Raw genomic sequence first — 22,471 nt, forward strand, 5'->3', positions numbered from 1 at the left:
TCAAAAAAGAATTTTTTTAAGTTAAAAGTTTTCTTCATCTCAAGTAAATTCAAAATCTCTAATTTTTATAGTGTCTCCGTTTTTAACGCCGGTTTGTTTAATAAGTTCAAATACACCCAAATCTCTTAGCTTCGCGTTCAATCTTCAAAGATTATCACGTGAAACTAAAGGTATTTTGTCATAGATTTTATAAACATTTTCACCAGAAATTTCTCAAGTATTTGCATTAAGTTTATTGATTTTAATCGGGTCTTGACTAAATTTAATTACTACAACTTCGTCTTTTGCTTTTTCGGTATTTATATCTTTTACTTTTTGTAAAATTTTTCAAATTTCACCTTTAATTTCAATGATATTTGGATTTATAAATGCTGAATTTTCAACAATTTTTACTTTAGGAAATTTTGCTTTAAAAGTTTTTAAATTTTTTTCAAATCCTTCAAGGTCACTTTTGTTGGCAATAACAACTTGTGGCAATTTTTCAAGCCTTAGATTATAAGATTTTAATTCATTATTGATTATTTTATAATCTTCAATCGGATTTTTATCTAAACTTCCAAAATCAATTATGTGAGCAATAACTTTACAACGCTCAATGTGTTTTAAAAATTGAATTCCAAGTCCTTTACCCTCACTTGCATTCTTAATAATCCCAGGCAAATCGGCTGCAACAAAACTATTTTCATAATATTTTACAAGCCCAAGTTGAGGAACTAAAGTTGTAAATTCATAATCAGCAATTTTTGGCTTAGCATTAGAAATTAAACTTAAAATTGTAGATTTACCAGCACTTGGTTTTCCTACAAAACCAACATCAGCAAGAACTTTTAGAGTTAAATGTAAATCAAACTTTTCGCCTAAAGTTCCATTTTCGCAAATTCTTGGCGCAGTATTTCTACTTGATTTAAAATGTAAATTTCCTTTGCCACCAATTCCGCCTTTTGCAATTAAATATTTTTCTTCATTAACTACATCGGCAATTAAATTTCCATTAGAATAAACCATTGTTCCAAGTGGAACTTTAACAACTAAATCTTGTCCTTTTGCGCCGTAGGCATTTTTTGGTTTTCCATTCTCTCCGTCTTCTGCTTTCAAATGCTTTTCAAGATATAAATTAAGTAAAGTGTTTTGTCCAGTGTCGCCTAAAAAATAGATAGAGCCACCATCTCCACCATCTCCACCGTCAGGTCCGCCACGATCAACATTAGCTTCTCTTCTAAAGCTGATGATACCATTGCCGCCTTTTCCAGCTTGTACTAAAAGATCTACTTCATCAATAAATTTTGCCATAATACACTATTTTAACAAATTTATAATTTTATTGAAAAAGTAATAATTTTGATTCCTTGCTAAAATTTCAAATTTCTTCTTTATTTTAAATGTTTTTTACATTTTTTATTAATTAAAAATTGAATTTGAATTCAGCTAAAGTATTGTTAATTCTTTTGATTTTTGTTTACACAAAAATTGCTAATTTTCAATTTGAAATTTAGGTTGAATATAAATTTGAAGAAAAAGTTTTAAAATTAAAGTATGAAAAAAATTGGATTATTTTTAACATTAATGGCAGTGCCCTTACCTCTAGTAGTTCAATCTTGTGCTTGGCATTTAAATGACAATAATAAGATTGTAAAAATAGAAGATATTCCTTTCAATAACTTTAATAATCAATACAATGTTAAACCAGGAAAAATTAGAAACTACTATATTAAGGAAAATGCTGTTCCATACATCAGTTTAAGAGACACCATTCATACATTGAATGGCTTTTTGCAAGCTGAAAAACATATGAAATTTATGAACCCATTTGCAAATCAATGACATGCAATTGATCCTTCAAGCGTTATGAATAGAATGACTGTTGATTGAAAAGACAACAAAATATATGTTGACAGTAGTAACTTCTTTTACTTTGCTTTTCCTTCACAAACAATAAATTATATGAAACATTTAAGAACTATTGACAGTTGAAGCAACCTTGATAAAAGTAGAAAAATTGTTTTTGATCTTAATAAATATGGATTTGACATTTTAAATTACAAAAACAATATTTTAATTCCTTATCCAATTTTTAATAGTTTATTTTGTTCTCCAAATTACTATAGTTTATATTTCAATGGAGATAATTATTCAGGTGTTTATTTTGGTTTAAGCGATCAAGATGCTGACATTAATGATTTTAGAAATAACTTTTTTGCCACTCAACTTCAAAGTGCTCAAATGCGTCAAGATAGTATTAACCATTTAGCGTTTAGTTATGACTTTTATTATGGTCTAAGAGATGAAAAGCTTAATTCAAATAGCTTTAATGAATGATTAAAACTATCAGAAAACGATGAACTTGAAGATAATCTTCTATCACAAGAGCCCGCAAAATATAGCAAAGGATATTTTGACTTTATTTATAATAAATTAAATGACCGTCACTCATGAATTCAAATGCGTTCTTTCTTTGATGGAAAAGATGCTAAAATTTCTGAATTTAATTCAATTATTCAAAACTCACCAGTAAGAAAAGAAGCAAAAACTTCACGTGATATTTTAAGTGCTGGTAGAACAAGTACTGAATATCTAACATTTTACAAAGACATGGCAAGAATAACGTTTGATGGTTTTGAAAATGCAACAAATCATGAACTAGAAACAAGTACTACTCCCTGATTAATTGACACGTATGAACTTCTTAAAAAAGCTATGGAAGAAATTCAAGAAAAAGGAAGTAGTGTTAAAAATATTGTTATAGATCTTAGTCAAAATGGTGGTGGATATGTTTCTGCGATGATAAAAGCACTCGGATTTTTAACAAATGATAATATAGCAATTAGAGAATTTGAAAAGTTGGGAAATGTTAGTGCATGAACAAAATACAAACTAAATCGCTCAAAAAGTTTAACTTATGACCCTAGTGATTATAACTGAACTATTTTAACAAGTAATTTAACCTTTTCAGCAGCAAATGAATTTGTAAGTGTCTTCAATGATATGGAACTTGGATTAATTGTCGGAAAAAAATCCGGAGGCGGTGCTTGCTCAATTGTCCCAGTAATTTTGCCCGATGGAACTACTATATCATTTAGTTCAAATAATCAAGGAGTTAATAAAAATTGAGAAATAATTGAAAATGGAATTGATGTTCATAAAGAAATTCCACTAGAAGATTTTTATGACGATGAAAAACTTTGACAAGCAATTAATTTTTAGTAAAAAAATGAAGCTCAATAAATGTGCTTAGTGCTTAAAGTCAGTCCAAATAAAATCTATTTACATATTAAATCGTTGGGCTAGTGTCTATAACGGATAAGTAAACAGTTCTTTTATTCTAGCCTTATGATAATAATTTGTAGCTTGTTCTAAATTTTCAAGAGCTTTAAATTCATATTCGTGGACATAAAGTATCTCGTTTTTCATAACATCGAAGAAAATTTTGGACCAAAACACGGTTTCACTTGCCTATTGATACATTTAAGTAATCAAAGATAATACAATAAGCATTTTTTAAAATTGTGTTGCTTGCACAATGCTTTAAACTTATGCAAGAAAAAAGCAAGCCGCAATGACTTGCTTTATTCAATTTAATTTAATTCGCCCACAAATTTTTCACGGGGCATCTTTTATTTAAACCCTTTTATTGTTATTGTTGTCTCAAAATATGCACCGAAAGCTTCTGCAATATGAATGTTAAGATAGACTTCTTTTTTAGCATCATCAAATGTTGGTTCTGCATGACCAAAATGTAAATTATTATCATTTAAATATTGAATTAATTCTGGTAATTCTTTTGCAACTACATCTTCATGGTCATATATCTCATAAGCCTCACTTGCTTTTTTATCTGTATATTGGGTTGTAAATTCTAGTTTCATTGATTTATGTTTCTCTTTAAGAGCGTCGCTTCTTTGTTTTGATTCTTTTGATTCAAATCCGTGAAATACAACATCTTTTTCTTTAAATTTACCATTTTTTTCAGCTTTAATTTTGACAGTTCTAGTTCCTTTTTCTTCATCATCAGTTTGACTAACAATTGTTAGATTTACTGCATATCCGTTTAAATTTACATAACATTTTGCAAGTAGATCATAGACATTTCATTGCGGTTCTTCGCTTATTTTTACCCTAGGATATTTTGGGCTATATACAACATTTGGAATTAAAGCTAAACTTGTGACGATATCCTTCATATCATCATCTTTTTCATCAATTTCTTTGCCATACTCAAAAGGTATTATATATGAATTTTCTCCGCGAACTCCATCTAACTTAACCTCTTCCAAAGCCCCTTTTAACATGGCATATGCTTCAATCATTTCAATTGTTGTTTTTGCTTGTAGAAGTTTTTCTATTGCTTTAACATAACGATCAAACTCTCTTTTTGAAAAAGCTATTTGTTTGGAATTGATTTTATGCGGATCCCTTACATCGTTATCTACTACAATAAATTGCAAGTTCAATATCTTTTCTAAAAGATAATTTTCTATACTTGCGGCAGTTAAAATCTGCCATTTAATTCTATGAAATTCTAATTTTTCGGTAAGAAATTTTTTCCCCTCAATAGCACCATTATTTAACTCTTTAAAAGCATTATCTAATTTTATTTTTGCATCAGCAATTTTGTTTTCGTCAGTAACTTTTTTAGCCTCATTCAATGCTTTTGTGAAAGAATCCAGTTTTTCTTTTGTAACACCTTTTTGGCCTGAATAAATTCATTCTGCTGTTGTGCCTTTTAAGATTACAACATATATTTTCGAAATTTCTTCTTCTTTGCTTGCAATATATGCTTTAAATTTTCTAAGTTGACTTTCTTTAATTATGGTTTTTTTAGGTTCCGGATTAGGATTTAAACAACTGCAACTAAATGAGCTAGTTGCTACAAGAGCAGTGGTAATTGACCCTAAACTTAAAAAGATTAATTTTGATTTTCTCATATTTCCTCTCATAAATTAAATAATTTATTTTGTAATTTATTTTTATTTAAATCCTGTTATTTTTATTGTTGTTTTAAAACATGTTTCTTGTAAAAGATCATAAACAATAATATGAGCATAGCATTCTTTTTTATTATCATCATATTCGACGTTATCAATCATACATCCTAAATTATTAGCATCTAGATATTGATGAACTTCGGGTAATTCTATAAAAAATCTACTTAAGTATTGATATTCGTTGTACACATCGCTTGCTTTTTGATTAGTAAATTTGGTTGGAAATTCTAGTTTCATTAATTTATGTTGTTCTTTTAATGCATTATTTTTTTGTTCTTGTTCTTTTGTCAAGAACCCGCCAACAACAACATCTTTCTCTTTAAATTTACCATTTTTTTCAGCTTTAATTTTGACAGTTCTAGTTCCTTTTTCTTCATCATCAGTTTGACTAACAATTGTTAGGTTTACTGAATATTTATTCACATTAAGCCCCATTTGACCTAAAAATAAATCGGATACATCCCATTTTGGCTCTTCGCTAACTTTGTGCATATGCATTTTATAATCTTTTGGATATACATACCCAGGAAATCATGCTAAAGCTGCAATGATATCCTTCATATCATCATCTTTTTCATCAATTTCTTCGCCATATTTAAAAGGTGTCATATATTTTTGCGTGCCTTGTACTAAATGAACAGGTAATATGTTGATTAAGCCAGCTAATCATCTGAAAGCATTATATTTTTCAATTGGAGTTTTAGCTTTTACAAAAATTTCTGCCGCTTTAACTAATTCGTCAAAAGGTTTTTTTGGAAATGCTTTTTGATATAAATTAATTTTGTCTGGTTCTAATCCATCATAATCGGCTATAAAACAACCATCAGTATAATTATCCAATTCTTTTTGTATATAATTTCTAATTCCGCCTGCTTCTGCAATGCTATTTCTTTGTTCGTTAATATACTCATCAACGCTATTATATCCTAAACCTGCAATAGCTCCGTTATCTAATTCTTTAAAAGCATTATCTAATTTTATTTTTGCTTCAGCAATTTTGTTTTCGTCAGTAATTGTTTTGGCTTCATTCAACACTTTTTTAAAAGCATCCATTTTTTCTTTTAGAATACCTTTTCATCCAGTTGAAATGTACTCAGCTTTTGTGTCTTGTGAAATTAAAACATATGTTGCTAAAAATTCTTTTTCTTTATCTAAATAATATTCTTTGAATTTTTCAAGTTCATTATCCTTGTACTCATATTCTCATCTTTGAGGTTCAAGATTTGGATTAACACAACTACTACTCATTACGCTAGTTGACATTAGTGCTGTTGCAATTGTCCCTAAACTTAAAAAGATTAATTTTGATTTTCTCATATTTCCTCTCATTATAGCGTTAAATCTTATTATTTCCCTATTAAATATTTTAAATTATTTAAAATATAATGAAATTTGTTTAAGCTTTATAAATGCAGAAACGCAAAAATAATTAAAGTTTATCACTAATTTTTTTGGATTAAAATCCAATACAAAATTATAAAAATAAAGTTTTAAAATTGAAGAGTGTAAATTATATTGCTACAAATCAGCTACATAATTATTTGTCAAAACTAATTCTTTTCGTTATTTTTGATGTTTATGCGATTAATTATTGATGTCTAAAGTAAATTTAAATTTTAACTTTACTATCGTAAATAAAAAAACCACTAGTCTTTCCGTTTTACTTCGGTCAAACTTTTAGGGTTGAGCATAATAAAAAAAGGGTTCATTTTTATTTTATTCTTGGAAATAATATCTTTTCTACTTTAACAATTTTGCCATCAAATTTATAAAAATCAAACATTGTTTTTTCATCAAGTTTTTTTTGGCTTAAAAATTCGTTTACTTTCGCACAATCTTTTGGCATAGTGATTGAAAGCATAAAGTTTACAGCATAGATTCCATTAAGCAAAGTATTTAAAATAACATTAAGTCTAGTCAAATCTTCAGTTAATTTTCAAGGTTCATTTTTATCAATATATTCATTTAATTTTGATGAAAATGCAATTGCTTTTTTGATAGCTTTATCTGCGTGAAATTCATTAAGCTCTGCTTTATATTCAGCATATACTTTATCAATATTTTGATAAATTTCAATATCTATAGGTTGTAAATTACTTTGTTTAAAAGCTGTTCCTGAAGAAAAAGAATTGTTTATCATTTTGCAAGTTCTATTAACTAAGTTACCAAAATTATTAGCAAGATCGGCATTTAAAACATTAATCATTAATTCTTCAGAAAAAGTGAAATCAGAATCTATTGAAACTTGACTTGCAAAGAAATATTTAACTTTTTCTGCACCATATTTTTCAATTAATGGATAAGGACTAATAACATTACCTTTTGATTTTGACATTTTACCTTCAGGTGTAATAATTCATCCTTGAATAACTTCTTTGGTTGGTAAGTTTAAATCTAAAGCCTTTAGAAAAATTGGTCAATAAATTAAATGAAAACGACTAATTTCTTTCCCTAAAACATGAACTCTTTCAGTTCCTTTTTCTCAAAATTCTTCATAGATTTTATTATTTTTTCCTAAAAAGTCTAAACCGGTTAAATATGAGAAAAGTGCATCAAGTCACACATAAATAATATGTTCTTCTTCATCAAAATCTTTAATTTTGATTCCTCAATCAAAGGATTGTCTAGTAACTGATAAATCTTCAAGACCAGGATTTATAAAATTGTTTAAAAGTTCATTAATGATTGCTTTTGAAGTTGAAAACTCGGGATTATCTTGAAAATATTTTTTAATTCAATGTCCAAATTTTGAGGTTGAAAAGAAGTATGATTTTTCTTTAACTTCAACAAGTTCATGTCCACTTGTTGGATGATAATATTTCCCATCTTTTTTGATAGCTTGAGTTTTTGTAAAAAATTCTTCATCATTTATTGAATAAAGTCCGCTGTAATCACCTAAATAAATAATTCCTTTTTCTCTTAATGAATAAAAGATTTTTTGAACAGCGTTTTCATGTTTTTTGCTAGTTGTTCTTGCATAAATATCATAATCAATGTCTAAAGCTTGTCAAAGTTTTATAAATTCTTTTGATTGTAGATTAACAAATTTTTTGGGATCAATTCCGGCTTCTTTTGCTTTCTTTTCAATCTTCATTCCATGTTCATCAATTCCAGTTAGGAATAAAGTTTTATATCCTTGTTGTTTTTTAAAATTACGATAAACTCAAGCTAAAGTTGTGGTTAAAATGTGCCCAATGTGTAAATTTCCACTTGGATAATAAAGAGGAGTTGTGATATAAAAAGTTTTCTTTTTTGCCATAATTAACTTCCTTTTTTAGGTGAATATAAAGCTTTGATCTCATCTCTGTAAGAGTGATCATTTTTGTTTTCTGGATGAAGATATAGATTAGGACAATAATGAGTTCCTCAGCCTGAATTAAAGCGGCTTTCAACCATACAAAATTTAGGTTGTTCATTAACTCTTGTATAAATTAATTGTATTCTTTTTGGTTCAAAATTATACTTTCTTAATAAACAAATTAAATCGATATATCTTGCCATCGGCATGACAATTGCAAGGTATCCTTTTTGTTCAATAATTTGACTTGAATATTTAATAAGTTCTTCTAAGTTTAAATAGATTTCATGAGTTGCTATTTTTTTAGAAATAGAAGTTTTTACTCTTGGCATATTATAGTTTTCATTGTAATAAGGAGGGTTGGATACAATCATTGAATATTTTTTTGCTTTTTTATTGCCACATTTATAAGCGTAATCTTTGGCATAAGTTTTAAAATCTTCACATATTATTTTGATCTGATTGTCCATTTTATTTAAAGCTACATTTTGCTTTGCAATTTCGCATGCTTTTTCTTGGATTTCAACAGCATCAATTTTCAAATTCTTGCTTCTAGCAGCAATAAAAATGGAAAGTGCTCCATTGTTTGTCCCAACTTCTAAAATACTTGAAACATTACGATTTAAAGAGACGAAATTTCCAAGCATTATTGTATCAACTGAATAGTTAAACATCTCTTTATCTTGGTATACAAAGAGATCGCCACTAAATCCTAAATTGTTTTTCTTTAAATTAGACATAACTTTATTAATTATATAAAAATTAATAATTTCTAAGTTTAGATTAAAAAAGAAAAAATCAAGAGCATTTGTCTTGATTTTCCAAAGTTAATTAATCATCAATTTCTGAACTAAAGTCTTGATTTTCTTCATCATCAATAATCGAATCATCTTGGCTTTCTTCCATGATTTCTTCATTAGCTTCTTGCATAATTTCATCAATATTGTAATCAACAAAATTGGTTCCATTATATTCAGTTTCGTTGTCGCTTTTGAAGTATTTTATAGCAGGTTTGATGTCGTATTTTGATTGTGCTTCAAATGGATAAAGTGCAGTTCCGGCTGGAATTTTTTTACCAACAATAATGTTTTCTTTAAGTCCTTCAAGAGCATCATTTCTTGAAGAGATTGCTGCATGAACTAAGATTTTTGAAGTTTCTTGATATGAAGCAGCAGCTAAGAATGAGTCACTTAATAAAGGAACTTGTTTTGCACCTTTGATTACAATTTTTCCATAAGCAGGTTTTTTACCTTGAGTTAAAAGTTGAGCATTTTCATTTTGATAGTCAAAGATATCAACGATTGCTCCGGCAAAGAATTTAGAATCACCAGGATCGTGAATTATTAATTTGCTTAACATTTGTCTAATGATAATTTCAATATATTTATCGCTAATTGCAATACCTTGAATTCTATAAATTCTTTGAATTTCTTTAAGTAAGTAGTTTTGAACTGTAATACTATCAGTTTTTTCAAGTAAGTCTTTGATAATAATTGGGCCTTCTGAAAGTTTTTGACCGTAGTAAATTTGAGATCCAACTTCTACTCTTAATTTCTTATTAGTATGAACGAAAATTTTTCTCTTAATTAATGATTGACGATGATTTCTAAATTCAACGTGAACTAGATAAGCATTTTCATCTTTTTCGTCTCTTTCAATTAAAGTAACCTTACCTTTATAAGGTGAAATTGTTGCAGGGCGACCTCAAGGTTGTTCGTGGGCGTCAATTAATTCAATAAGTCTAGTGAAACCACCAGTAATATCTTCAACACCAGCAACCCCACCAGTATGGAAAGTACGCATGGTAAGTTGAGTACCAGGTTCACCAATTGATTGAGCGGCGATTATTCCGACTGCTTCACCAATATTTACAACTCTGTTAATTGCTAAGTCTTTGCCAAAACACATTTTACATACACCGTTTTTGGTATGACATCCTAAGATTGAACGAATTTCAACTTCTTGAATTCCTGCATCAACAATTTTTTGAGCAATTTTTTCATCAATTAAAACGTTTCTTTCGGCAAAAACTTGACCATTGTCGTTTACAACGGGTTTGTTTGTGAAACGACCAATAATTCTTTCTTTTAATGAAACAATGATTTGTTTGGTTTTAGTATCAACAATATCACGAGCAACATAACCATAATCTGAACCACAGTTATTTTCACGAACAACAATATTTTGAGCAACGTCAACTAGTCTACGAGTTAAGTAACCTGATTTTGCAGTGTTAAGAGCAGTATCGGTTAGTCCTTTTCTAGCCCCGTGAGTTGATGAATAGAATTCATAAGCAGTAAGCCCTTCAATGAATGAAGATTTAACTGGAACTTCAACGGTTGAACGAACAACTCTATCGTTTTTAGCATCGGCTTTAGTGGTTTTGGTGTTGTTGGCCATAAGTCCACGCATACCAGCAAGTTGAACATAGTTTGAAATATTTCCCCGAGCACCTGAATTAATCATAGTAATAACCGGGTTTTCAGGATTGTCTTTGATAATTTTTTCAAGTTCTTTTTGAATCTTGTCTTTAATTTGAGCTCATTTTTCAATTGTTAGTGAGTAACGTTCATCATCAGTGATATAACCTTTTTGGAAATATTCACGTAATTTGTCAATGTAAGCATCACCTTCTTTGATGTATTCACCTTTTTTATCAGTTTCTAAAATATCTGAGATTGAAATTGAGATACCTGAAATAGTTGAGAATTTGAAACCTAAATCTTTAATATCATCAAGGATTGAGGCAACAATGTTTGTATATCTAAATCAAACACGGTCAAGAATTTGAGCTTTTTCTTCAGGTGAAAATGGTGCGTTTGGATTAGTAATACGTTCATGACTTTGAGTTTTAATTCTGTTAATTTCTTCTTTAGTAAAGTAATCTAAAATAACAGCGTGTTCACGATCAAGTCTTTCGTTTGGAACAATTGATTTTAAGGTTACATATTTTATTAAAAGATTTGAATTATCAACTGGATCAATGTCATTAATTACGCTTGCAACATCTTGGAAAGTTGTATTTGCAACGTATTTATCAAAAGCAAAACGAATAATTTTTGCAATGTTTTTCTTACTAAATGCTTCAGTAATTGGAAGTTCTAGTTTAATGTAGTTTTTGATATCAGTTCCTGCACCAACTATGAACTTGTAAATTCCTCTACAGTAGTCTTCAAGTGAGTTTGCTTTTGTTACTTTATCATCATAAATGAATGTGAAAGTTTTAGGGAAGATATTATTGAAAATGAACTTACCTACAGATGAAATTAAGTATTGTTGTCTTCCATCTGGATGTGGGTTAAATAATTTTTTAGCCTTAACTTCATTAACAGGAAGTGCAACCCTTGCATGAAGTGAAATTTTCTTATCTTCATAAGCTCTCATCATATGTTCAAAGCTATCGAAAATTCTTCCTTCACCTTTTGCTCCTGCTCTTTCAATGGTTAGGTAGTAAAGACCTAAAATCATATCTTGAGTAGGGTTAATAATTGGTTCACCATCTTTTGGACCTAAAATGTTTTTGTTAGCAAGCATAAGTTCACGAGCTTCAAGTAATGCTTGTTCGCTAATTGGAACGTGAACTGCCATTTGGTCACCGTCAAAGTCAGCGTTGAATGGGGTACATACAAGTGGGTGAAGTTTAATAGCTTTGCCACGAACTAAAACAGGTTCAAAAGCTTGAATTGATAAACGGTGAAGTGTAGGTGCACGGTTTAAAAGTACAAGTCTTCCTTTAATAGTTTCAGCAACGTGAGGTCAAATGATTGGATTTTGATCTTCAATCATTTTTTTAGCAGATTTAATAGTGCTTGCAACTTCTTTTTCAATTAGTCTATTAATAATTCAAGGTTCAAAAAGTTTAGCTGCCATTTCACGAGGAATACCGCATTGATGCATTTTTAAGTTAGGACCAACAACGATAACTGAACGTCCTGAATAGTCAACACGTTTTCCAAGTAAGTTTTGACGAAAACGTCCTTTTTTACCAGTAAGAGCATCAGCAATTGATTTTAAAGGACGGTTATCTTTTGATAAAACTGGGTTTGGACTTCTTCTTTGGTTGTCAATTAAAGCATCAACAGCTTCTTGAATCATTCTAAGTTCGTTTTGAACAACTAAAGTAGGAGCATCTTTTTCTTGTCATTGTTTTAAACGATTATTTCTAATGATTATTCTTCTATATAGTTCATTGATATCACTGGTTGAATGTCTTCCACCATCAAGTTGAATTAATGGACGAAGATCAGCTGGGATAACTGGCAAGTTGTAAATTAACATGCTAGTTGGTTTTTGCTTTGATTCAATGAAAGCGTTAATAACTTGTAATCTTTTGTAAAGTTTTTCTCGAACTTGTTTTTGAGTTGAAGCAGTTTTATTTCCAAGTTTTGCTTCTTCATCGTTTATTTTCTTAATTTGAGCTAAAACGTATTCTTTTTCTTTTTGAAGATCTAAATTTTTAAGTAAATATTCAATTGCTAAAGCACCAGTTCCGATTTTGGTACCAGTATTATAATGTTCAATAACTTCGTTAAGTTCATAAAAGTCAACACCATAATCTTGACCAATTTTTGATTGTGCTTTTTCAATTAAATCATTTAAAGTTTCATTAATATCTTCATATTCTTCACTGCCTTCTTCATAATTTGCACGAATTTCTTCTAAAGCATCTTTGTAAATATTTGCAGCTTGGTTAATGTCAATTATTGTGTTTTTTGGAAGTGATTTTAGATTACCTGATTCAAGAACAATGTGACTTTTGTAATAAATCAAGTTTTCAAGGTCAATTCTCTTAACAGTTTCGTGACTTCTTCCAACTCTTAAACCTAAAAGTTTGTAAATAATTGAATGGTCTACTTTGAAATATCAGAAGTGAACAACTGGGCTATTTAATTTAATATGACCCATGTGATTTCTTCTTGAAATTTTTGGTAGTATTTCAACTTTTTCTTGCTTGCAAAGTTCTGTTTTAGTACAGAAACTTCCTTCGTTTATTTTTTTGTATTTGTGACCACAAATAGGGCAACGGTAATCTATCATTGGACCAAAAATGATTTCATCAAAAAGTCCACCGCGTTCTGGTTTGTAGTTTTTATAGTTAATAGTTTCAGGCTTTGTAACTTCGCCATGAGATCATGTTTCAACATCTTCAGGAGTAGCTAATGCTAAAGAAATTTTTGAGATTTTTTCTTCATCTAATAATGCATATTGTCTAGATTTTTTCATTATTCGCTCCCTCCATCAAATTGTTGATTGTATTTAGTTTCAATGTATTCATTTTCATCATCTTCACCATCAAGATTTTCATGAGCCTCAAGTTTAATTCCAAGTCCTCTAAGTTCATAAGCTAGAACGTTGAATGATTCAGGCATACCAAGTTTTGGTAATGTTGTTCCTCTTGAAAGTGCGTTGTAAAGTTGATTACGTCCATTGATGTTATCTGATTTGTAAGTTAAAAGTTCTTGTAAAACATTGGCTGCACCATAAGATTCGATTGCTCAAGTTTCCATTTCACCAAATCTTTGTCCACCATTTTGGCTTTTTCCACCAAGTGGTTGTTGAGTAATAAGTGAGTAAGGTCCAACACTACGAGCGTGCATTTTGTCATCAACCATGTGGTAAAGTTTTAGATAATACATGATTCCAACTGAGATAGGATTATCAAATTTTTCGCCAGTTTGTCCACTATAAACATAAGCTTTTCCTGATGGATCAAGTTTTGCTTCTTCAAGAATTTCTTGAACTTGTTTGTGAGTAATTCCATCAAAAATAGGGGTTGCGAATTTTGTGCCTAAAACTTTGGCTGCACTTCCAAGTGCAAGTTCAAGAACTTGACCAATGTTCATCCGAGAAGGTACACCTTGAGGATTAAGTAAAATATCCAGTGGTGTTCCATCTTCTAAATAAGGCATTTCTTCAACTGGAAGTACGATTGAAACAACACCTTTGTTTCCATGACGACCAGCCATTTTGTCGCCGACTCTGATTTTACGTTTTTGAGCAATTGATACTTTAACGATTTTTTCAATTCCATCTTCAAGTTGATCACCAGTATCACGGCTTAAAATTTCAACATCAACAACTGTTCCATTATGACCGTGTCTTACTTTTAAAGAAGTGTCTTTTCTTGATGAAGTTTTTTGACCGAAAATTGCTGCCATTAGTTTTTCTTCAGGAGTTGGGTTTTCTTCACCTTTAGGACTAGTTCTTCCAACTAAAATATCTCCTGCACTAACTTCTGATCCAATTCTTACAATTCCATTTTCATCTAAGAAACGTTTTGAATAGTTACTTGCATTTGGAATATCATCGGTTAATCAATCTTCACCTGCTTTTGAATGTCTAAATTGAATTGTTTGTTCTTCAATATGAATTGAGGTATAAACATCATCTTTTACAAGTCTTTCTGAAAGAATAACAGCATCTTCATAGTTATAACCATTTCAAGTAGTAAAACCTACTAAAACGTTTTTACCAAGTGCCATTTCTCCATCTTTCATTGAAGGTCCATCAACTAAAAGATCGCCAGCTTTTATTTCTTGTCCAATTTTTACAATTGGAGTTTGATGAATTAAAGTTCCTTGATTTGAACGTTCGAAAGTTCTTAAGAAATAAGTTTCAGTTTTACTACTTCCACTAATTTGAACTTTAATTTTTTGTGAATCAATATAAGTAACAATTCCATCATGAAGTGCTCTTATGTTGGTTGAAGAATATTTAGCAACATCAGCTTCAACTCCAGTTGCAACAAGTGGTGCTTCTGGACTTAAAACTGGTACTGCTTGTCTTTGCATGTTTGAACCCATTAGGGCACGGTTAGCATCGTCATTTTCTAGAAAAGGGATAGCAGAAGCAGCAATTGATGTCATTTGTCTGTTACTTGCAGCAACATAATCAACATCTTCAGCTTTAACTTCCATATATTCATTATTTTTTCTTGCCATAACAAAGTCATCAGTAATATAACCTTTTTTATCAATATGAATAGTTGATTGAGTAAAGGTATAACCAATTTCTTCAATAGCAGTTAAATAAATAGGTTCTGAAAAATCAACGTGACGATTTTTAACTCTAAAGTATGGGCTTTGTAAAAATCCGAAGCGGTCAATTTTTGCAAATGAAGCTAAGTTTAAGATAAGCCCGATGTTTGGTCCTTCTGGAGTTTCAATTGGACAAATACGTCCAAAGTGAGTAGGGTGAACGTCACGAACTTCAAATTGAGCAGTGTCTCTATTAAGACCACGTGGTCCAAGTGAAGTGATTCTTCTTTTGTTTGACATTTCAGCTAATGGATTACATTGATCCATAAATTGTGAAAGTTTTGAGGTATTGAAAAATGATTTGAATTGATTGAAAATAGGTTTGTTATTTGTTGCATTTTTAGGTGTAATTTTATCAATATCTTTTGTAGCAATTCTTTCTCTTGTATTTTTTTCAAGTTTAATTAAACCTACTCTAAATTGATTTTGTAAAAGTTCACCAATTGTAACGATTCTTTTATTAATAAGTGAATCTGGATCATCATCCATTCCAACTTTTTGAATTAAGTTGAAATAGTATGAAATTGTTGCAACTAAATCTGGAACTAAAAGGAAGTTTTCATCAGCAGTAGGATCGTTACCTAAAACTTGCACTTTTCTGTCCAAGTTCATTTCATTTTCTGTTGAATAAATAAAGATTCTAGCAACTGAAAGACGTTTTGCTAGTTTTTCATTTCCTTCTACTTCAAGTTGATTTCCATAAACATCTTCATCAATATCTGGTAAAGGATAAAGAGGAATAAGACCTGATTTAAAATCTTCGTGAATTTGTTTTGCTAAATCTTGAGTTACATAAGTTTTTGCTTTATATAACACTTTGCCATCTTTTGAAATAATATCTTGAGCAAGATATGAGTTAGCAATTCTTTCAATAACATTTAATTTACGGTTTAAAGTAAATCTTCCAGTTTCTGTTAATGAATAACGTTTTTCGTTAAATAGTGTTGAAGGAATTAAATTTTTTGCTCCTTCAGCAGTCATTCTATCCCCTTTTCTAATTAAGCGGTAGATAACTTCTTGAGCGTCGCGAGTAATTTCTTCTTTGTCGCTTCCGCTAACTTTATCTCTTTTGAAAGTTTCAACAAGTTCAGGAATTTTTCCAAAAATTTCATAAATTCCTTCCTTGCTAAAACCAAGTGCTTTTAGAAAAGTTGTTAAATAAAATGATTTGTTTTTATCAATGTGAATTCTTACTGCATCTGGATTATGAGTAGTAATTTTGTGATAAATTTCAACTCATGAACCAACTTGAGGAATGATTTCAACTTTGTTAAATAAGTCGTTTGCTTGTTTGTTTCTTACGCCAACTCCAAAGTAAGCTCCGGTTGAACGAATAAGTTGAGAAACAATAACTTTTTCAGAACCATTAATGATAAAAGACCCACCATAAGTCATGATAGGAATTTCAGCAAAAACAACTTCTGCTTCATCAATTTCACCAGTTTCAACATTAATTTGTCTTAGTTTTGCTTTAAGTTTTCCAACATAAGATGAACCTTTTTGTTTAGCTTCACGAATACATTCAAATTCTGATTTTTTAGGATGTTCAAAATATGCTGATTTAGCAACATATTCAATTCTTACTTTTCCAGGAATTTCAATTGGATAAATGTTTTTAAGCTCAGTTTCAATATCTTGTTTTAAAAACTTTTCAACTGAATTTCTTTGCATCTCTAGAAAATCAGGAGTTTCAAATTTCTTTTGACTAATTGAGTAGTCTCGTCTTAAGGTTATTGGTCCAAACTTTCTTATTTCATAATGTGATTTGTTTGCCATTCTGTACCTCATTTTTTTTAATATTTTTTTATTTTTTTGAGTAAAATATATTCAGTTTTTTTGGTGTTTTTAACCCTAAAAATTAAGGTATAAAAAGATAAAAACGGGCTTGTGCAAAGCCGGTTTTTAATTTTTAAGATTATTCAATAACTACTTCAGCTTTAGCTTCAACTAGTTTAGCTTTAAGTTCTTCAGCTTCTGCTTTCTTAATATCAGCTTTTAGAACTGCAGGTGCTGATTCAACCAATTTTTTAGCATCTAGAAGACCAATACCTAGAACGTCTTTAACAACTTTAATAACACCTAGTTTGTTTCCTCCGTCTGATTTTAAAGTAACTTTAAAACTGGTTTTTTCTTCAGCAGCTTCAGCAGCAGGAGCAGCAGCAGCTGCAACTACAGCGGTAGGATCAATTCCAAATTCTTCTTTTAATCCATTTACTAGTTCCATAACTTCTTTAATGTTCATTTCTTTTAATGCTGAAATGAATGCTTCTTTTGTTAATTTTGCCATTATATTTCTCCTTAAATTTTATTCAGCTTTAACTTTTCCTTGTTCAATTAGCATGTTAAGTCCAATTGCAATATTTCTAATTGGGCTGATAAGTGAATTGCCAAGAATCATAAGTGCTTCTTCGTATGAAGGAAGTTTTGCAATTTCTTCTAGTTCTTTTGCATTTACTACTTTGTTTTCGTAAATTCCAGCAACAAGTTCAAGAGCAGGAAATTGTTTTTTGTTTTTGACTATAGCTTTTAAAGCATTTAGATCATCTTGTTTAGCAAAAGCATAAATGTTTTGACCAATTAAGCTTGCGTTAATGTCGCCAAATTTTAATGAATCAGCAGCAAGTTTAACTAATCTGTTTTTATACACTTTTAATAAAACGCCTTCGCCAGCTACAACATTTCTAATTTGTTGCAAAGCTTTAACATCAAGAGTTTTATAGTTAAGTACATAAAGTGCTTTTGATTGATTTAAGTGATCAGAAATTTCTTTAACAACTAAACCTTTAGCGTCTCTTAGTGCGCTCATTTTCTCCTCCTAAATTATTTTTGCAATATGTAAAAAAAGTAAACATACTCGGTAACAAATTAAGCTAATGCAGTTACTGTCTTCATATATTGCTTTTCTATTTTAACATAGAATTATTTTTTTTTCTTAAATTTAAATTATTTTTTAATTAAAAAATAAAGCGTGTTTTTTAGTGAAAACACACTTAATTATTAGCTTTGGTTGAACCGTTTATTTAATTCTTCAAGAGCAAAAAGCCTCTTGTCTTTTAGTTTATTTGTGTCACGAAAAATTGCAATAAATTTATCAATTTGTTCATTTTTTACACTAATGATTTTGCTTACTGGAATTTCATTAGGATGAGTTTTTTCTTCTAAAATTTCGTTGCAAATTTCATTTAATGTGATTAAGCTTTTATCATTTAAAATTCAAAAAGAAAGAACATTTAAAACATCAGAAATAACTGCATTTATTGTATAAAGTTCGCTGAAATTTCTTTCAAATCATTCAGTTAAAAACAATAAGTTTTTCTCATTAAATTTTATAAATTTATTGTGTTCTCTTAAATACTGTAAAAGCATGTTTGAAATTAAATAATCTTTGGTTGCATTTATCATTTTTTTCTTATTAATTTTTCTTAAGGTTGCAACAAAATTAGCTTCAATAAATGCAATATCTAGAAATAAATTTTTAATCTTTTTATCAACATCAACTCTTTGTTCGGCAAGGCGATATAGCTCACAAATTTTAGACACTAAAATTCAGTAAATATTAGCAATGTTATAGCCTTTTAAACTATAAATATAATCTTCAGGAATAACTTGATTTTTTGCAATATCTAAAATTTGGCCAGTTTCTTTATATTCATATTTTTCAATTGCTAAATCTTTAAAAATAAGATTAAAGTTTTCTTTTTCTTTTATAAGTTCGCTAGGATTTGCCTTCAAAGTTATAAAATCAATGTCATTCGTCTTTCTTCAAAATCTCTTTCAATTAATTGAAAGTGCAAGACTTCCTTGAATAACATAATCATGAGCGTTTAAGTTCATTTTTTGCAATATTTTTAAATTATCTTTATAAATTGAATTATGAGATTTTAATTCCTTTGGAATTCTTTTAAAGCTCAGAATATAAAAGTCATTTAAGAATCTATGGGATAAAAATTCATTTTTTGGATAACTTTCAACAAATCTTATTAACGAAAGTTTTCGCATTAAAAGTCAAAAAAGAACAAAAGAAGCTATAAAAATTAAAACTTCAATTGTTATTAAGATTTTAAAATTTATCTTTTTATATCAAATTAATAAAACAAATGAAGTCAATATCAAAAGTAAAAACATTGAATAAAGAAAAAACAAACTTTTTGATTTTGTTGATTCTTTTTTATGTTTTTCATACATCTTTTTTAAAAAAATTCTTTCTTCTTCCAATCCATTCTCCTATTAATTAAATTTTATCAAAGTAAAGGTTAATCAAAGATTAATCATTTTTTAGTGAAAACTTTTTGATTTCAACAAGATTTATTGCTTCATCTTCAAGTTCACTTAATTTATCAAGTTCTTTTTCAAGCCTTAATGCTTCTTCAATGTTTGGTCTAGTAACTGGCGATTTAGGGGCGAAAAGTTCACAGGTTTCACATGCTTTTATTAATGAAATATTAAAAGTATTTATCGCTTTTGCTTTTTCAATTATTTCAAGCTTATCATATGTTAAAAGTGGACGAAAAATTGGTAAATCTACTACTTGAGAAATAGTGTGAATTGATTCTAAAGTTTGACTGGCAACTTGAGCTAAATTTTCGCCATTTGAAAGTGCTTTGATTTCATATTTTTTGGCAATATTTTGAGCAATTCTGTAAAAACTTCTTCTCATTAAAGTTATCTTATATTTTTGATTTGAAACAAGAGAAAGATAGTTCATAACTTTTGAATAATTAATTTGAAATAGTAATGAATTACCTTGATAATGAGTTAAATTTTCAATAATTTGATCAACTTTTTCTACTGTTTTTTTATCAGTTTGTGGTGGGGTAATAAAGTTAATAAAATATACTTTCAACCCTCTTTTTTGTAATAAATTTGCTGCTACAGGTGAATCAATCCCGCCGCTAATTAAATGTAAAACTTTGCCTGCGGTATTAACCGGCATGCCACCAAGGCCTTGAATATAATCACTAAAAATAAAGGTTCTAGCATCTCTTACTTCAATATAAAATTTGATGTCGGGACTAGTTAAATTGACTGATTTATTTTTAAAATTTTTAAGTATTTGTTCGCCTAAAACTTTGTTAAGTTCATTGCTAGTTAAATCAAATTTTTTATCATGTCTTCTGCTTGCTATTGCAAAAGAATTAAAACTCTTCGTTTTTGCAAATTTCACTAATTCTTGTTTGATTATTTCAAGATCCGTTTCAACCTCTATAGCTGGTGAGTAAGAACTTATTCCAAAAATGAATTTTAGACTTTCCAAATTTTGGTTTGAATAAGTTGCAAATGCTCTATCAAATTCAACTTTGAGTTCGTCTTTTTTAATATATAAAAGTAAGTTATCTTTTAGGGTTTTAATAAAATCTTTTTTATTTTCACCTTTTAAAGTTAACTCACCATATCTTATTAGAATTTTTGTATACATTTTTCTCCTAGTTTAATTCACTACTTATATAATTTTGTATTTGTTTTATTGCACCTAAAATATTGTTATTTTCAAGACATGAAATTAATACTTCATAAAGATTTTCTAATTGCTTATGGCTGCTAATTAGTGGACTTATTTTTTCAATAGTTTCTTCTACTATTTTTCTTCCTTCAATCAACATAGTAAATTCTAAAATTATTTTTTTATATAGCAATTCACATATTCTAAAATTTTCATTGCTTGTATCAATGTTTTTCTCTTTTATGTTTTTGAAAATTTCGCTTCTATAATGTTGAATTTTAGAAATTGATTGTTCTTGTTTTTCACTCAATGTCAATTCAAGTTCTTGAATCATTGCAAGCTTTGATAAATAGATTTTTTCTAAAGTTTCAATTATTATTTTACCTTGTTTTTGAACATTTTTTTCTTGTCTGATATTATTAATTAATTCAGTCTGTTTTTTGAAAATTGATTCATAAAATTCAATAGTTTTTTTGACAGAATCAAGTCTTTCGAAATGAGTTAATTCTTCATGACTTTTCTTTCCTATTTTTAAGCCTTCTATTGAGTTGATTTTTTCCTTATATTCTTGAGTTTTTTTATCACTTAAATTTTCATTTTCCATAATCATAGATCTTAAATAAAGATCCATTTTTCTAACATCATTTTGCAATGTCTTAATCTCTTCTTCTGAATCAATTAAGATTAAATTTGCAGCAACTTCTTGTTCTAAATTATTGAATCATTTTTGCAAAATTCTTATTATATTTATTAAATCATTTTTAACATTTTTTTCATTAGAAATTAAACTACTTGCAACTATATTTTGACGCAAACTTACAAGTTTTTCATAAAACAAATTTAGTGAATTTGTATTATATAAACTTTGATATTTTGATGATAAATTTGATTTAAATTTTGACTCAAATTTTATAATTTTTTCAATATATTTTGGCAATAAATTTTCAGCTAAAAAATAGTAAGTTTTCCCTCTTGAAATTATTATTAAAAACTCTTGGATTATTAAGTTTGCTTCATAAAAATTTTCTTTAATTTTTTCTGCAGATAATTTTAAGAATTCATCTTTTTGAATAAATTTAATAAATTCTTTAAATCTTTCTTCTAAATCGTTAATTCTTGTGTGAAAAATTTCGTGCGTTTTTTTCCCTTCTTCACTTTTTAAATAAGTTTTAATCTTTCCATATATTGTTTTTAGTGGATCTAGCAAAGATCATATTTCTTTTGAAAATTGAATCTTGGCTTTCGCATAAACTATAAAACCATCAAAAACTTTTTTTGTTTTCAAAAATGGTTTTTTAACTTCATCGTTAAATAGCTTTTGAACTTTATGCAAGCAACTGAATTCAAACTTATTGTGATTTTTTTTGTGATTGCTAATCTTATTTAAAATTCTTTCAATGTGATAATTTATCTCACTTTGTAGATCGCGAAAAACATTAGTTTTTTTAGCAAGTTCAATTTCATATTCTTTATAAATTTCATCGTTTTGGCTAATTAGATTAAATTGATTATTGTTTTCATCAATAATTAAATATTTTTGAGCCAAATCCTTGCGAATTTCTTTAACTTTTTCAATCATTTTTTTAGGTTTAATCTTAATTAAATAAACAAAGATCATCGCGAGGCAAAGACCTAAAATTAAGACTGAAAGAATTATTATTAAAACTAACATGTTTTTGCTAATCATATAATTAATTTTAAACTAAACAAAAAA

At 28.7% G+C, this 22,471-nt stretch carries 13 protein-coding genes; 1 reads left to right on the plus strand and 12 read right to left on the minus strand.

Going from position 1 to position 22,471, the window contains the following annotated elements:
* Positions 1 to 21: 21 nt before the first annotated feature.
* Positions 22 to 1,290 (minus strand): GTPase ObgE, encoded by a 1,269-nt coding sequence (gene obgE, locus R9C05_RS01950; RefSeq protein ID WP_121940865.1) that lies wholly within the window; start codon positions 1,288 to 1,290, stop codon positions 22 to 24.
* A 243-nt stretch (positions 1,291 to 1,533) separates the two neighbouring features.
* On the opposite strand from obgE, the gene R9C05_RS01955 reads away from it, so the two are divergent.
* Positions 1,534 to 3,201 (plus strand): S41 family peptidase, encoded by a 1,668-nt coding sequence (locus R9C05_RS01955; protein WP_121940866.1) that lies wholly within the window; start codon positions 1,534 to 1,536, stop codon positions 3,199 to 3,201.
* Between the two features lie 410 nt (positions 3,202 to 3,611).
* Here R9C05_RS01955 and R9C05_RS01960 read toward each other — a convergent pair whose 3' ends face one another.
* From R9C05_RS01960 to R9C05_RS02010, 11 genes are all read right to left on the minus strand, one after another.
* Entirely contained in the window at positions 3,612 to 4,922 is a 1,311-nt protein-coding gene (locus R9C05_RS01960) for a lipoprotein 17-related variable surface protein (protein ID WP_170141528.1), read from the minus strand.
* Positions 4,923 to 4,964: 42 nt separating this feature from the next.
* Positions 4,965 to 6,299 carry a lipoprotein 17-related variable surface protein gene (locus R9C05_RS01965; RefSeq protein ID WP_170141529.1) on the minus strand — a complete coding sequence of 445 codons (1,335 nt, stop codon included), beginning with the start codon at positions 6,297 to 6,299 and terminating at the stop codon, positions 4,965 to 4,967.
* Between the two features lie 394 nt (positions 6,300 to 6,693).
* Positions 6,694 to 8,241: a methionine--tRNA ligase gene (gene metG / locus R9C05_RS01970; protein ID WP_211320126.1), complete on the minus strand. Its 1,548-nt coding sequence runs from the start codon at positions 8,239 to 8,241 to the stop codon at positions 6,694 to 6,696.
* Between the two features lie 2 nt (positions 8,242 to 8,243).
* Positions 8,244 to 9,020, minus strand: coding sequence for a tRNA1(Val) (adenine(37)-N6)-methyltransferase (locus R9C05_RS01975; RefSeq protein WP_121940870.1), 777 nt, complete (start codon positions 9,018 to 9,020; stop codon positions 8,244 to 8,246).
* 91 nt (positions 9,021 to 9,111) lie between these two features.
* Positions 9,112 to 13,503: a DNA-directed RNA polymerase subunit beta' gene (gene rpoC, locus R9C05_RS01980; RefSeq protein ID WP_121940871.1), complete on the minus strand. Its 4,392-nt coding sequence runs from the start codon at positions 13,501 to 13,503 to the stop codon at positions 9,112 to 9,114.
* The gene (gene rpoB, locus R9C05_RS01985; RefSeq protein ID WP_121940872.1) at positions 13,503 to 17,093 is read right to left on the minus strand and encodes a DNA-directed RNA polymerase subunit beta; all 3,591 of its coding nucleotides are present in this window, start codon (positions 17,091 to 17,093) and stop codon (positions 13,503 to 13,505) included. The genes rpoC and rpoB overlap by 1 nt, the downstream gene beginning before the upstream one ends.
* A gap of 139 nt (positions 17,094 to 17,232) precedes the next feature.
* Positions 17,233 to 17,604, minus strand: a complete 372-nt coding sequence (gene rplL / locus R9C05_RS01990; RefSeq protein ID WP_121940873.1) for a 50S ribosomal protein L7/L12 — start codon at positions 17,602 to 17,604, stop codon at positions 17,233 to 17,235.
* A gap of 18 nt (positions 17,605 to 17,622) precedes the next feature.
* Positions 17,623 to 18,123: a 50S ribosomal protein L10 gene (gene rplJ / locus R9C05_RS01995; protein WP_121940874.1), complete on the minus strand. Its 501-nt coding sequence runs from the start codon at positions 18,121 to 18,123 to the stop codon at positions 17,623 to 17,625.
* A 191-nt stretch (positions 18,124 to 18,314) separates the two neighbouring features.
* Positions 18,315 to 19,532: an MAG4530 family protein gene (locus R9C05_RS02000; RefSeq protein WP_121940875.1), complete on the minus strand. Its 1,218-nt coding sequence runs from the start codon at positions 19,530 to 19,532 to the stop codon at positions 18,315 to 18,317.
* 49 nt (positions 19,533 to 19,581) lie between these two features.
* The gene (gene thiI, locus R9C05_RS02005) at positions 19,582 to 20,733 is read right to left on the minus strand and encodes a tRNA uracil 4-sulfurtransferase ThiI (RefSeq protein WP_121940876.1); all 1,152 of its coding nucleotides are present in this window, start codon (positions 20,731 to 20,733) and stop codon (positions 19,582 to 19,584) included.
* A gap of 7 nt (positions 20,734 to 20,740) precedes the next feature.
* Positions 20,741 to 22,429 carry a ligand-binding sensor domain-containing protein gene (locus R9C05_RS02010; protein ID WP_121940877.1) on the minus strand — a complete coding sequence of 563 codons (1,689 nt, stop codon included), beginning with the start codon at positions 22,427 to 22,429 and terminating at the stop codon, positions 20,741 to 20,743.
* Between the last annotated feature and the right edge of the window lie 42 nt (positions 22,430 to 22,471).

Origin of the sequence: Metamycoplasma subdolum, from assembly GCF_033546815.1 — a bacterium.
Taxonomy (GTDB): domain Bacteria; phylum Bacillota_I; class Bacilli_A; order Mycoplasmatales; family Metamycoplasmataceae; genus Metamycoplasma; species Metamycoplasma subdolum.